The following is a 12483-nucleotide window of genomic DNA, read 5'->3' as shown; positions in this document are numbered from 1 at the left end:
ACCTGGTTGCAGGGCATAACCCGTACTTCGGCAAAATCAGTACAGCTTGGTATCCGGTCCGATGCTCTCCAGCTTTTGCTTCACGCTTTGCAGGAAACGTCCGCAAATGAGCCCGTCGAGCACGCGGTGATCCAAAGACATGCACAAGTTTACCATCGAACGTACCGCGATCATGTCATTGATGACAACCGGGCGTTTTACGATGGATTCCACGCTGAGAATCGCTGCCTGCGGTGCATTGATGATCGGCTGGGACAGAACAGAGCCGAAAGATCCGGTATTGTTCACGGTAAACGTACCGCCAGTCATGTCGTCCATCGTCAGCTTGCCAGCACGCGTGCGCGCAGCCAGATCGTCCACCGACTTGGCGATGCCGAGGATCGATTTTTGATCGGCATCCTTGATGACAGGCACATACAGGGCATCTTCTGTCGCAACGGCGATCGAGATGTTAATGTCTTTTTTCACGATGATCTTGTCATTCGCCCAGGTGGAATTGATCATCGGAAATTCTTTCAGCGCTTCCACGACCGCCTTGATAAAGAACGGCAAGAAAGTCAGATTGAGCCCTTCCTTTTTGGCGAACTCGGATTTGGCCTGGTTGCGGAAGTTGACCAGATTGGTTACGTCCACCTCGATCATCGTCCAGGCATGCGGAGCTTCGTGCTTGCTCTGCACCATGCGGCTGGCGATCGTGCGGCGGATAGGCGTCACCGGAACGACTTGATCGCCGCTGGCAACCGGGATGTCGATTGAAGCTGCTGGTGTCGCAGCTGGAGCAGCGGTCGCTTGTGGTGCAGGGGTTGTCGCAGCAGGCGCAGGCGTTGCCGCCACTGGCGCTTGGGCAACAGCTTCCACTACTGGTTCAGCAGGTTTTTGACCACCTGCATCAATAATTGCTTGCACGTCCTTGCGCGTAATGCGCCCTCCCGCACCCGTACCTGCGACGCGAGACAAATCAATGCCATGCTGCTGGGAAAGCCTCATCACAGCAGGAGAATAACGTTGCTTAGGCCCTTCGTTTCCAGCTGCCTGTGGAGCAGCGGCAGAAGCAGATGGCACCGAGATCGCTGCCACCGCAGGCGCTGCGCTCGGTTGGCTGGCTGCCGCGGCAGGTGTAGCTGGGGTAGCCGCCTCAGCTGCCGGACTCGCTTGCTCCGCCGATCCTCCGCCACTTTCTTCGATATATAGAATCAACGTTCCGACTGCTACAGTTTCTCCTTCCGCAACCACGATCTCCGTTACCCGACCGGATACGGTAGAAGGAACTTCCGCATTCACTTTGTCCGTCGTCACTTCAGCCAATGAATCGTATTTTTTGACGGTATCGCCAACATTGACCAGCCATTTGCTGATAGTCCCCTCGGTTACACTCTCACCCAGTTGGGGCATAAGTACTTTCGTTGCCATGACCTGTGGTCCTCCTCGCCTTTAAAAGTTGGCCAACTCGCGCATTGCTTCCAACACTTTATCCGGATTCAGCATGAAAAATTTCTCCATCGGAGGACTGTACGGCATTGCAGGTACATCCGGTCCGCACAGACGTTTGATTGGAGCATCGAGATCGAACAGGCAATGCTCGGCAACGATCGCCGCCACCTCTCCGCCGACTCCGCCCTCTTTGTTGTCTTCGTGCACGATCAGCACTTTTCCGGTCTTGGAGGCAGCTTCTGCAATCGCTTCCTTATCCAATGGGTACAAGGTGCGCAAGTCGAGAACATGCGCGCTGATACCTTCCTGTGCGAGCTTCTCGGCTGCTTGCAGGCAGAAGTGCAGGGCGAGTCCGTAAGAAATAACCGTAATGTCCGTACCTTCACGCTTGACGTCCGCTTTTCCGATCGGCAGGACATAGTCGTGCTCAGGCACTTCGCCTTTGATCAGGCGATAGCAACGCTTGTGCTCGAAAAAGAGAACCGGGTCCTCGTCGCGAATCGCCGCTTTGAGCAAGCCTTTTGCATCGTAAGGGGTGGACGGAGCCACCACTTTCAGCCCAGGGATATTCGTAAACATCGCTTCCACCGACTGCGAGTGATAGAGAGCGCCATGCACGCCGCCGCCGAATGGAGCGCGGATCGTGAGCGGGCAATTCCAGTCGTTGTTGGAACGGTAACGCATCTTCGCCGCTTCGCTGACAATCTGGTTCACGGCTGGCATGATGAAGTCGGCAAACTGGATTTCCGCAATCGGCCGCATGCCGTAAGCAGCCGCCCCGATCCCTACCCCGACAATCGCCGATTCAGCCAGCGGAGTATCAATCACGCGCTCCTCGCCAAATTCATCAATCAATCCATTGGTCGCACGGAATACGCCACCGCGTACCCCTACGTCTTCTCCAAGAATAAACACATTGGGATCGCGACGCATTTCTTCCCGCATCGCCATCGTAATCGCATCAATAAACGAAATGACTGCCATGAAAGATCCCCCCTTAGTTCCCGTATACGTGAGTCAATGTCGATTCAGGTGTCGGATATGGTGCGTTTTCCGCATACTCGGTCGCTTCGTCCACTTCCAGCTGCACACGAGCCAGCATATCCGCTTCTGTATTTTCATCGAGCAAGCCGATTTCTCTCAAGTAAGCCGCGAAAACGATCAACGGATCTTTTTTCTTCGCTTCTTCGACTTCTTCACGCGTGCGATAGACGCGGTCGTCGTCGTCACTCGAATGGGGAACCAGACGGTACATGACCGCTTCGATCAAGGTTGCTCCTTCACCGCGACGAGCGCGATCAACAGCTTCCTTCATGACGCGATACACTTCAATCGGATCGTTGCCGTCCACGCTGACACCCGGGAAGCCGTAACCAAGAGCGCGGTCCGCCACGCTTTCGCAAGCCAGTTGCTTCTTCAATGGAACAGAGATGGCGTACTTGTTGTTTTCACAGAAAAAGATGACCGGGAGCTTGTGCACGCCCGCAAAGTTGGCACCCTCGTGGAAATCCCCCTGGTTGCTGGAGCCTTCCCCGAAAGAGGTGTACACGACAAAATCTTTGTTTTGCATTTTGCCTGCCAAGGCCATGCCCACCGCATGCGGCACTTGGGTCGTAACCGGGCTGGAACCTGTCAGGATGTTGTATTTTTTACCGCCGAAGTGACCAGGCATTTGGCGGCCGCCACTGTTCGGATCTTCTGCCTTGGCAAAAGCGGAGAGCATGCAGTCGCGGGCAGTCTGACCAAATACCAGCACCAGGCCGAGATCGCGATAGTACGGGCACAAGAAGTCTTTGTCCGTCTCCAGAGCGAAAGCTGCTCCTACCTGTGCTGCCTCCTGACCCTGGCAGGAAATGACGAATGGCACTTTGCCCGCCCGATTCAACAGCCACTGGCGTTCGTCAATTTTTCGCGCGAGCAGCATGTAATAGTACATGTCCAGAACTTGCGCATCTGTCAAACCAACTTGTTCATGCCGTTTGGTTGTCATTGTGGATACCCTCCTTGCTAATTGTGAATCGCTTTTCCATCGACGGCCAATGCCGCTTCCATAATCGCCTCTGAGAGAGAAGGATGCGGATGGATGGTCTGTCCAATCTCCCATGGCGTCGCATCCAGTACCCGGGCCAAGCCCGCCTCGGAGATCATGTCGGTCACATGCGTACCGATCATGTGAACCCCTAGCAAATCATTCGTTTTGGCATCAACGACCAACTTCACAAAGCCGTCATTCTCGCCATGGATCAGTGCCTTGCCCAATGGCTTGAAGCTGAATTTGCCTACCTTTACTTCAAAGCCTTGCTCGCGCGCCTCTTTTTCCGTCAAGCCGACATTCGCCACTTCCGGACGGCTGTACGTGCATTTGGGAACCTTCGTGTAATCGAGCGGATGCGGATTCAGCCCAGCCATGTGCTCGACAGCCAAAATTCCTTCGTGCGAAGCAACGTGAGCCAGCTGCAAGCCGCCAATCACATCGCCAATGGCATATATATGCGATTCTGCCGTCTGGAAATGTTCGTTGACCACGACGACTCCACGCTCGATCTTGATCTCGGTCGCTTCCAGGCCGATGTTTTCTACATTGGCTTGGCGGCCTACCGAGACGAGAACTTTTTCTGCTTCAAAACGGTCGACGCCGTTTTTCGTCTCAGCCGAAATGCTGACTTTGCCCTCGCCTTTTTCCAGCGTCTCGGGAAGCACCTTCGCCCCTGTGACGATGTTGACTTTGCGTTTTTTCAGCAAGCGAGCCAGTTCCTTGCTCACTTCTTCGTCTTCGAATGGCAAAATGCGATCTGCGTACTCGACAATCGTCACATCGACGCCAAAGTCGTTCAGCATGGACGCCCACTCGATTCCGATCACGCCGCCTCCGACGATCACGACCGACTTCGGCAGCTGTTCCCACTGGAGTGCCTCGTCGCTCGTCACTACATAAGAGCCGTCAATGACCAGCCCAGGAAGCGTACGCGGGCGGGAACCCGTCGCGAGCAGCAAAAAGCGCGGCACGATCATTTCCTGATCGCCGTTTTCTTTTTCAATGCGGACAGCACCTGCTTGCGGCGAAAAGATGGATGGACCCATCACGCGGCCGAAGCCTTCGAAAATCGTGATGCTGCCTTTTTTCATCAAGTATTGAATCCCTTTATGAAGTTGGTCGATAATGCCTTGCTTGCGCTCCTGGATTTTGCTGAAATCATAGCCAACCGCGCCTGCCGATACACCGTATTTGTCCGCTTCCTTCAAGGTCGAAAATACTTCTGCGCTGCGCAAAAGCGCTTTGGACGGAATGCAGCCGCGATGCAGGCACGTTCCACCCAGCTTTTCTTTTTCCACAATCGCGACTTTCATTCCCAACTGGGACGCACGGATCGCTGCTACATAGCCGCCGGTTCCTCCACCGAGAACGACCAGATCAAATTCTTGTGACATGCTTGAGCTCTCCTTTCATAGAAGCGCCTTCACGCATTGGCGAAGACAGTCGAAAAAGCTGGTTGCTGCTCTTTTGTGGCGTTTGCCTACGTTTTTATGAGAATGAGAATATTCTAAGAACAGAGGATATGTACCCCCTGACCGCCCATTCATCGAGAAAAAGAAAGAGCGGGAGCAGGGGAATGGTTTCATTTAGGAACGATTAGCGGTGGTAAACCGTTTTTCCGTTTTGCAGGAAAGTGTTGCGGGATTTGCCCACGCTGGCAATGCGCTCTTCTGCCATGCGGTCAGCCGCCTTGTAGGATGGCATGCCGTCGCGCTCAGCAATTTCGTACACTTTCAAGATCGTGTCGTAGATGGTTTCTACTTTTTTCAGGGCGCGCTCGCGGTTGTAGCCTTGCAGTTCGTCAGCCACGTTGATAACGCCGCCTGCGTTGATCACATAGTCTGGCGCGTAGATCAGACCCATTTCGTGGATTTGATCGCCGTGACGCTCTTCTTTCAGCTGGTTGTTCGCCGCACCGGCAATTACTTTTGCTTTCAACAGCGGAATGGTGTCGTCGTTGATGATCGCACCAAGCGCGCAAGGAGAGAAGATGTCGCACTCTACGCCAAAGATGTCGTTGACGCCAACTGCTTTTGCTCCGAAATCGTTGACAGCGCGGTTTACGTTTTCTTCATTGATGTCGGTTACGATCAGGTGTGCGCCTTCCTCATGCAGGTGGCGGCACAGGTTGTATGCCACGTTTCCTACACCTTGTACAGCAACGACACGGCCGGACAAGGAATCAGATCCGAAAGCGAGCTTCGCAGATGCCTTCATACCGCGATATACCCCGTAAGCTGTTACCGGAGACGGGTTGCCGCTGGAGCCGAATGCAGGAGAAACGCCTGTTACGTAGTCTGTTTCCAGGTGGATCATGTCCATGTCAGCAACAGTCGTACCTACGTCTTCTGCTGTGATGTAACGGCCATTCAGACCTTGGATGTAGCGGCCAAATGCGCGGAACAGCTCTTCACTTTTATGCTGGCGCGGATCTCCGATGATCACGGCTTTACCGCCGCCAATATTGAGGCCAGCAGCAGCATTTTTGTAAGTCATGCCGCGACCGAGACGCAGTACGTCGATGATCGCTTCTTCTTCGGTTTTGTACGGCCACATGCGCGTGCCGCCCAATGCTGGTCCGAGTGTCGTATCATGAATGCAAATGATTGCTTTCAAACCGGAATTTTCGTCTTGGCAAAATACCAGTTGCTCGTAGTCGTACTTTTGCATGTAGTCAAAGATGTTCAATGAAGAAACCTCCCTAGTCTCATTCTTCTGGGTTAACAGTGGGCTCCGTGTGGAGAATTTCCCGTCAAGCAGTTTATGCAAAAGTCATGCCAACACCCTCCGCATTTTGAAAGCGCTTTATTATTAGGGACGTGGATGAAATCTCCATCCGTCAAGTGTGCATGTTTTTGCATGGTCGCGCAGGAATTTGCATGCAAAAAATTGCACGCTCAATTTCTTTCTTCCTGCTCATCCATGATTCCCAATTTTTCCATCTTGTAATACAAACTGCGAATGGCAATTCCCAACCGCTTCGCCGCCACGGTCCGGTTCCCTTTGGCCGCAGCCAGCTCCCGGATGATATGCTGACGTTCTGCTTCCTCCATCGCTTGCTTCAATGTTTTTCCTGTGGAGCTTGCCGTCACTTCTGCTTCCTGGCGGGCATGGCTTATTTTCCGCTCCAGCGGGGGCAAATGCTCAGGCAAAATGGTGCGCTCATTGATGCGCATATGTATCATCGCCCTGCCCAGAACGTTCTCCAGCTCCCGCACATTGCCCGGCCAATGATAGGACAACAGCATTTGCAACGTTTCTTCGTGCAGCTCCTCGACATTGCGGCCGTATTCCAGATTCGCCTTGCGCAGCAAGTACATCGCAATCGGCTTGATGTCTTCCAGGCGCTGTCTGAGCGGAGGAATGTGGATGGGCACCACATGCAGGCGATAGTACAAGTCTTCCCGAAATTTCCCGGCTCCTATCGCCGCTTCGAGATTCACATGCGTGGCTGCGATGACCCGGACATCGATGTTGATCGGTTTCGTACCGCCGACCCGGACGACTTCGCGCTCTTGCAGGACGCGCAAAAGCATGACCTGCATCCCCATGGACAGCTCACCGATTTCGTCTAAAAATATCGTGCCCCCGCTTGCTTCCTCGAACAATCCGCGCTTGCCGCCACGCCTCGCACCCGTGAAAGCCCCTTCCTCGTAGCCGAACAGCTCGCTCTCCAGCAAGCTTTCGGAGATCGCTGCGCAGTTGACGCGGATAAACTGGTTGTACTTGCGCTCGCTCGCGTTGTGGATCGCGTGGGCAAACAGTTCCTTACCCGTGCCGGATTCGCCGCGCAGCAGCACGGTGGCTGGCGTCAACGCCGCCTTTTTTGCTTGCTCGATGGCGCTTTTCATCTGTTCGCTGTAGCCGATAATATCTGCGAAGCTGTATTTCGCCTCCAGCGTTCGGATGATCCGTCTCGCTTTTTCCAGTTCCTCGGTCAGCCGCTTGAACTCGGATACGTCGTGAATGACCCCGACGCTGCCTTTCAACTCGCCATCAACCACGACCGGAGCGACGTTCACCACGACGTCCTTGCGCTTGGGGCCGAGCTTCATCGGCACGCCCCTGACAGGCCGCTTCGTCTTCAACACTTGCATGTGCATGCTGTCGCCTTCGGAGATATCGACTGTAGCCGGCTTGCCGATAATATCGTCCGGCGAAAGCCCCGTCAGTCTCGTGTAGGCCGGGTTGATTAACAGACCGATGCCGTTTTGATCCACAACAGAAATCGCTTCGTCGGAAGACTGAATAATCGCTTGCAGCATGCTTTGCAATTCTTTCAGATCGGTCACTTCCTCCGCCAGCGCCATGACCTCGGTAATGTCGCGGAAAATCGCTACGGCTCCCACTACTTCTCCCTTGTCGTTTCGCACGGGAACGCGGTTCGTAATGATTCTCGTCTGATTGGGCAAAATCTGCTCCTGATTCAGTTCAGGACAGCCCGTCTCTAATACAATATGTAGTCTGGTGTTGGGTATACGCTCGGATACTTTTGTATCCAGCACTTCGCTTGCTTCAATGTCCATCAAGCGTTCTGCCGCTTTGTTGAACAACGTGATAATGCCTTGCCGATTGACCCCGATAATCGCATCGTGCGTGGAGTCGAGCATCGTTTCCCGCTCCCGCTGGTTTTGCATCATGACGGCAATCAGCTTGTCACGCTCGCGAATGAGCCGCATGACAATTCTCGTAAAGGTCCCTGGGATGAGCACCGTCTTGTCCTGCTTTAGCTGCCTGAGGTGCTCGTATTCGTTCAAGTCGCCCGTCGCTTCCAAAATGACGTCCAGCTCGTCGTCCAAATAAGGCCGATAATCCGTATCGACCTTGATTCCAAACGATTTCGCCAGGGCAATTCCGGGAGCGTCAGGCCGATGATCCACTACGGCTACAATTTTCAGCCTGTCCATCTGGTTCAGCATCCGCAACAGAGCCGTTCCGCCTCGTCCAGCACCTACTATAAGCAGCTTGTGCATGCGCTAGACCCCTCACTTTTCATCTTACTCGTTACCATTGTACTGCAACAAACCGTTGATGGACAGGCTCTTCTCCCTAACGTGCGCTCGCTCGTGTGCACACACGGACTTGTGGACAAGCAACCAGGCATTCGCTATGATGAAGAAATGAGAGAGAAAGGTGTGAACCACCAGTGATCGTACAGAAAGTCATTGCCCTTTTAATCATGGTCATCCCGGCTGCGATTGCCATGTACGGAATCAAGCTGATCCGTGATGCTTTCTTTTATTCCACGGCACCCGATGTGGGTTTCATGTGGGGTCAACTGATCCTCGGCGTGCTTGCTCTGGTCATCCCTATTTTGTTTATTGCGGGCTTCATTTTACACCATGAACGAAAAAAAAATCGGGTTCAGCCCCGCTTTATGATTCGCGAGCCAGAAGACGACGAGTAGAACAGGCAGGTAATGATCTGCCTGTTTTTTAATGCCCCGCTCATCTCCCCCACTCATCCAGCCTGCGCAACCACGCCTGTCGTTCAATGACCCGCGAAAAGGACACAAACTCCGCCGCAACCTGCAACGTCACGAACCCGGCGAGAAATGTCACTTGCCACAAAAGCGGTACGGTCGTCACATACAAATAGCCGATGGAAAATCCAAGCGCATTTGCCCCGGTATCCCCGAGCATCATCCTGCCTCCTGCGTCGTGCGGAAACAACAGGACGCTGGCCACGAGAAGCGGCAGCAGGAACAGCCAGACAAACAACGCCTCCTCTGACGTCGCCGCAAGCACCCCGACAGCGATCGCCATGCAGACGAGCAGCCAATACACTTTGATCGCCCGCCCCGGTCTTAGGTCAAACAAGTTGAGGATGTTCGGAGAAATCGCCAGCAAGCCGCAGGCGACCAGCCAGGCGAAAATGTCGCTGGTGAGGAAGAGCGAGACAGCCACTGCGGTAAGCCCTCCGCCGATCAGCTTCCACATGCCGCTGGTCACTCGCCTTTCTTGCCACAAGACGCGAAAATGACCGCGAAAGCCTTTTGTCGTGCCATCGTTGGAGCGGTCGTCGATCCAGCCCCAGCAAGCCATTGCCGCCATTCCGCAAGCAAGAAGAACGCCATGCAGCAGCACAGGGCTGAAAGCGCCTCGCCACCTCATAAAACCAAGCTGGACGACTGTTGTCAGCAGCATGCTTGCTACGAGCATCAATCCTCCCGCCGTAAGCACTTGTTCTCCGGCGTAATTGGGTCGAGTCATGCCCTGGTTCAACAGAAACCGCGAAAAAAACGCGAGCAGCGGGCGATGCCAGACGAGCGGCAAGCCTAGAGCCAGCGCAAGCCCGAGGACGACCTTCATCTCCAAGCTTTTCCCTCCCACCACTTTCGGCACAACGTCCTGCCGATTGCCACAAATTCTTTGCCGCGATGAGCGTAGCCTTGCCAGTCGTTGCCTGTTTCCCGATGCTGAAACAAGACAGGCACTTCGTGAATGCGGTACCCTGCCCGCAACGCATCGACTGTAAGCCCGACCTCGATGCCAAAGCCTTTGTCGACTTTGCCGAGATGGGCCAGCAAGTCGCGGCGCATGGCTCTTTGCCCGGACAAGGGCGCTCGCGCTTCAAAGCCGGTCAGCCATTTGATCCCTTGATGAGCGAGCCCTTTTGCCAGGCCCATCCCGGCCTTTTGCTTCGGCGGCGGCAAAATCGCCACGGTCATGTCGCAGGCGTCAGCCAAAAGCGGAGGGAGCAAATGCTCAGCCTCGGCAGCACTTTCCCGCAAGTCTCCATCCAAAAGCATGATCACATCGCCACGCGCGTGCTGCCAGCCCAGTTGGACAGCCGCCCCTTTGCCCAGGTTGTACGGGTGGGATATCACCGTATCTGCCCATTTTTTGGCCAAGGTCGCTGTCTCATCCTCGCTGCCGTCGTCCACGACGATCAGCTCATCGCAAAAGAAGCGTTCGCGAATCGCCCGCAGCGTAACGCCAATCTCCTCTGCTTCGTTATAGGCCGGAATGATGACGCTAACTTTTTTCACGCGCTACCCTCATTTCCGTCAGTCGCTGCTGCATTTTTTCCAGCAAGGCCCACTGCTTGCCGACCGAGTCCGGCACTTGCTCGACCAGCAGCCATTTCCCTGCTGTCGCCCCTTGTTGCAGCCATGGCGGCGGCTGCTTGGCAACGACGAGCAACAAACCGTCTTCCCACGACTTGCCCTGCTCGTAAGGAACAACCTCAACCCCCATGGCGTGCATCAAGCGGGTAATAGGCCGGGCTTCCTTGTCGCCCTCCTGCCAGACGTATACCTTTTTTCCTCCCAATTCATTGCCGTAGCGCATCGCCATCATGTGGACGACTTCCTCGTTGCGTTGCTCGACTTCCTGAAGCAGCCGATTGATTTGCTGCTTCAAGTCCTGGTTGCTTTTGAGTGCCCGGTCGTACTTCGCCTCCATTTTCAGCAAAATTTCTTGAGCGCCCTGGGAAAACCAGGGATGTCCCGCTGTTCCGCCCAGCAGGATACCGACTCCGAGAGCGATGAATACAGCAGCCAGTGTAATCAGGTGATGCCGGAAAGAAATCATAGCGCCTCCTTAGAAAGCCCATGTCCGCCATTGCGTCCAGAGCATTTGGGCAGCGTGGCGGGCAATCGGATTGACCATCAAGGCTGCCGTAACGGGCAAAAGCATCGCAGCGAGACACCAGCCCCACAGCTTCCACGACCCGGAAGGCTGGTACAGCTGACTGACCCCTTTGGCGTCGATCAGCCTCGGTCCGATTTTCGTCCGCACCAAAAGCGTGCTCGCCATCCCTTTGCGTCCCTTTTCCAGAAAATCAATCATGTTCGTATGCGCCCCGATCGTCACAATCAGCTCGGCCTGATTTTCGTAGGCCAAAAGCATGGCGACATCTTCGCTTGTCCCCGGAGCAGGCAGCACGTGGTGAGCCATCCCCAGCCGCTCGACTCGCGCTTTCCCCGGCGCAGTGCCGTCCACATAGGCATGCACAACGATTTCTGCACCGCATTGCAAAGCTTTATCAGAGATGCTGTCCATATCGCCTACGATCAGGTCGGGCTGGTACCCCGATTGCAACAGCGCGTCCGCGCCACCGTCGACTCCGATCAAAACGGGATCGTATTCGCGGATGTACGACGAGAGCGTCTGCAAGTCTTCCCTGTAGTGCTTGCCGCGCACAACGACCACGACATGCTTTTTTTCCAATGGCGTTTTCAGCGGCGTGGCGTGCAGCGGCTTCAGAAACAAGTCTTTTTCTTTTTGCGCGTAAAGCAGCGTGTTATCTATAAATAAAGAAAGGGTGTCGTCCAGTCTGCTTTGCGCCTCGGCCCATTTGCTGACCACGACATCCATTCTTACTTCGCGAAGCGGCAGCGCCATTTCCCATTGCGCTTCTCGCCGCAATTCCAGCCGGCCATCGCGGATCGCGGCATCCTGGCCGTCCCACGCTTCCCAGGCTGTCGGGATCGGCTGGGCTGAATCGGACTCTGCCTCAAACAAAGCCACGCCCGCGCCAAGCAACAATCGCGCTCCTTCGGCTGGATACTGCCCGGTCATAAAAGGGGCAAGATTGACAATCACCCGCGTTCCCGCTTCCAATAGCGATCGCGCTGCCATTTCATCCACATCCGGATGATCGATGACAGCGATCTGGTGGGGGTGGAGCCGCTTGCAAAGCTGCTTCGTTTTTCGATCCGCAGCAATCACTCCCGTATAGGTAAGAAAACCGCGGCTTTTTCGCTTGCCCATCTTTTCCACCTCCAGCCATTAGTATGCTAAAAATTTCCTCGGAGCATGCAAAAAAGAGGCTGTGCATGTATCGCACAACCTCTCTTCTGGCGGAAACGCTGGCCTGGTCGACTAGGCTCCCTTGGTTATGTAGTAAATAATCAAGCCGTCAGCAAACAGGAATACTACCAGCGAAACCACGCCAAATCCGATCGCGAATTTGTTCTTCGCCTTGATCGAGTTAAGACAGCCCCAAGCAATAAAGAACGTGAAGACGAACATCAGGAAATCAAACAACACAATCTTCATGTACGACAACTC

At 54.6% G+C, this 12483-nt stretch carries 12 protein-coding genes; 1 reads left to right on the top strand and 11 read right to left on the bottom strand.

The features are described from left to right. Nucleotides 1-36: 36 nt before the first annotated feature. The 6 genes from NST23_RS11725 to NST23_RS11700 all read right to left on the bottom strand — a co-directional run bounded on the left by NST23_RS11725 (nucleotide 37) and on the right by NST23_RS11700 (nucleotide 8439). A complete protein-coding gene (locus tag NST23_RS11725) occupies nucleotides 37-1410 on the bottom strand; it encodes a dihydrolipoamide acetyltransferase family protein (protein ID WP_340963708.1) in 1374 nt (457 codons plus the stop codon). 21 nt (nucleotides 1411-1431) lie between these two features. Continuing rightward, entirely contained in the window at nucleotides 1432-2415 is a 984-nt protein-coding gene (locus NST23_RS11720; RefSeq protein WP_063226862.1) for an alpha-ketoacid dehydrogenase subunit beta, read from the bottom strand. A gap of 13 nt (nucleotides 2416-2428) precedes the next feature. Continuing rightward, on the bottom strand, nucleotides 2429-3421 hold the full coding sequence (locus NST23_RS11715) for a thiamine pyrophosphate-dependent dehydrogenase E1 component subunit alpha (protein WP_063226861.1): 993 nt from the start codon (nucleotides 3419-3421) through the stop codon (nucleotides 2429-2431). Nucleotides 3422-3438: 17 nt separating this feature from the next. Continuing rightward, nucleotides 3439-4860: a dihydrolipoyl dehydrogenase gene (gene lpdA, locus NST23_RS11710; RefSeq protein ID WP_122965867.1), complete on the bottom strand. Its 1422-nt coding sequence runs from the start codon at nucleotides 4858-4860 to the stop codon at nucleotides 3439-3441. Nucleotides 4861-5062: 202 nt separating this feature from the next. Beyond that, nucleotides 5063-6154, bottom strand: coding sequence for a Glu/Leu/Phe/Val dehydrogenase dimerization domain-containing protein (locus NST23_RS11705; RefSeq protein WP_063226859.1), 1092 nt, complete (start codon nucleotides 6152-6154; stop codon nucleotides 5063-5065). Nucleotides 6155-6363: 209 nt separating this feature from the next. Continuing rightward, a complete protein-coding gene (locus NST23_RS11700; protein WP_122965866.1) occupies nucleotides 6364-8439 on the bottom strand; it encodes a sigma 54-interacting transcriptional regulator in 2076 nt (691 codons plus the stop codon). 173 nt (nucleotides 8440-8612) lie between these two features. Between NST23_RS11700 and NST23_RS11695 the strand changes: the two genes are divergently transcribed. Further along, the gene (locus NST23_RS11695) at nucleotides 8613-8873 is read left to right on the top strand and encodes a DUF2627 domain-containing protein (RefSeq protein ID WP_063226857.1); all 261 of its coding nucleotides are present in this window, start codon (nucleotides 8613-8615) and stop codon (nucleotides 8871-8873) included. A gap of 40 nt (nucleotides 8874-8913) precedes the next feature. On the opposite strand, the gene NST23_RS11690 is transcribed toward NST23_RS11695, so the two are convergent. The 5 genes from NST23_RS11690 to NST23_RS11670 form a co-directional block, all read right to left on the bottom strand. Further along, complete coding sequence (locus NST23_RS11690) at nucleotides 8914-9777, bottom strand: UDP-N-acetylmuramyl pentapeptide phosphotransferase (protein ID WP_173599198.1); 864 nt, start codon at nucleotides 9775-9777, stop codon at nucleotides 8914-8916. After that, the gene (locus tag NST23_RS11685; RefSeq protein ID WP_122965865.1) at nucleotides 9774-10457 is read right to left on the bottom strand and encodes a glycosyltransferase family 2 protein; all 684 of its coding nucleotides are present in this window, start codon (nucleotides 10455-10457) and stop codon (nucleotides 9774-9776) included. The genes NST23_RS11690 and NST23_RS11685 overlap by 4 nt, the downstream gene beginning before the upstream one ends. Then, nucleotides 10444-11001: a copper transporter gene (locus tag NST23_RS11680; RefSeq protein WP_173599148.1), complete on the bottom strand. Its 558-nt coding sequence runs from the start codon at nucleotides 10999-11001 to the stop codon at nucleotides 10444-10446. Before NST23_RS11680 ends, NST23_RS11685 begins: the two co-directional genes overlap by 14 nt. A gap of 9 nt (nucleotides 11002-11010) precedes the next feature. Further along, a complete protein-coding gene (gene steA / locus NST23_RS11675; protein ID WP_340963706.1) occupies nucleotides 11011-12183 on the bottom strand; it encodes a putative cytokinetic ring protein SteA in 1173 nt (390 codons plus the stop codon). A 111-nt stretch (nucleotides 12184-12294) separates the two neighbouring features. Further along, nucleotides 12295-12471: a DUF2759 family protein gene (locus tag NST23_RS11670; RefSeq protein ID WP_122965862.1), complete on the bottom strand. Its 177-nt coding sequence runs from the start codon at nucleotides 12469-12471 to the stop codon at nucleotides 12295-12297. Nucleotides 12472-12483: the final 12 nt, after the last annotated feature.

Origin of the sequence: Brevibacillus sp. FSL K6-0770, assembly GCF_038000275.1 — a bacterium.
Classification (GTDB): domain Bacteria; phylum Bacillota; class Bacilli; order Brevibacillales; family Brevibacillaceae; genus Brevibacillus; species Brevibacillus parabrevis.
This window is presented reverse-complemented; position numbering and strand designations above follow the sequence as displayed.

Coding starts and splice junctions, on each gene's coding strand:
- NST23_RS11670 (WP_122965862.1), bottom strand. CDS start 12,471: ATGAAGATTGTGTTGTTTGATTTCCTGATGTTCGTCTTCACGTTCTTT.
- NST23_RS11715 (WP_063226861.1), bottom strand. CDS start 3,421: ATGACAACCAAACGGCATGAACAAGTTGGTTTGACAGATGCGCAAGTT.
- steA (WP_340963706.1), bottom strand. CDS start 12,183: ATGGGCAAGCGAAAAAGCCGCGGTTTTCTTACCTATACGGGAGTGATT.
- NST23_RS11690 (WP_173599198.1), bottom strand. CDS start 9,777: ATGAAGGTCGTCCTCGGGCTTGCGCTGGCTCTAGGCTTGCCGCTCGTC.
- NST23_RS11725 (WP_340963708.1), bottom strand. CDS start 1,410: ATGGCAACGAAAGTACTTATGCCCCAACTGGGTGAGAGTGTAACCGAG.
- NST23_RS11720 (WP_063226862.1), bottom strand. CDS start 2,415: ATGGCAGTCATTTCGTTTATTGATGCGATTACGATGGCGATGCGGGAA.
- NST23_RS11700 (WP_122965866.1), bottom strand. CDS start 8,439: ATGCACAAGCTGCTTATAGTAGGTGCTGGACGAGGCGGAACGGCTCTG.
- lpdA (WP_122965867.1), bottom strand. CDS start 4,860: ATGTCACAAGAATTTGATCTGGTCGTTCTCGGTGGAGGAACCGGCGGC.
- NST23_RS11680 (WP_173599148.1), bottom strand. CDS start 11,001: ATGATTTCTTTCCGGCATCACCTGATTACACTGGCTGCTGTATTCATC.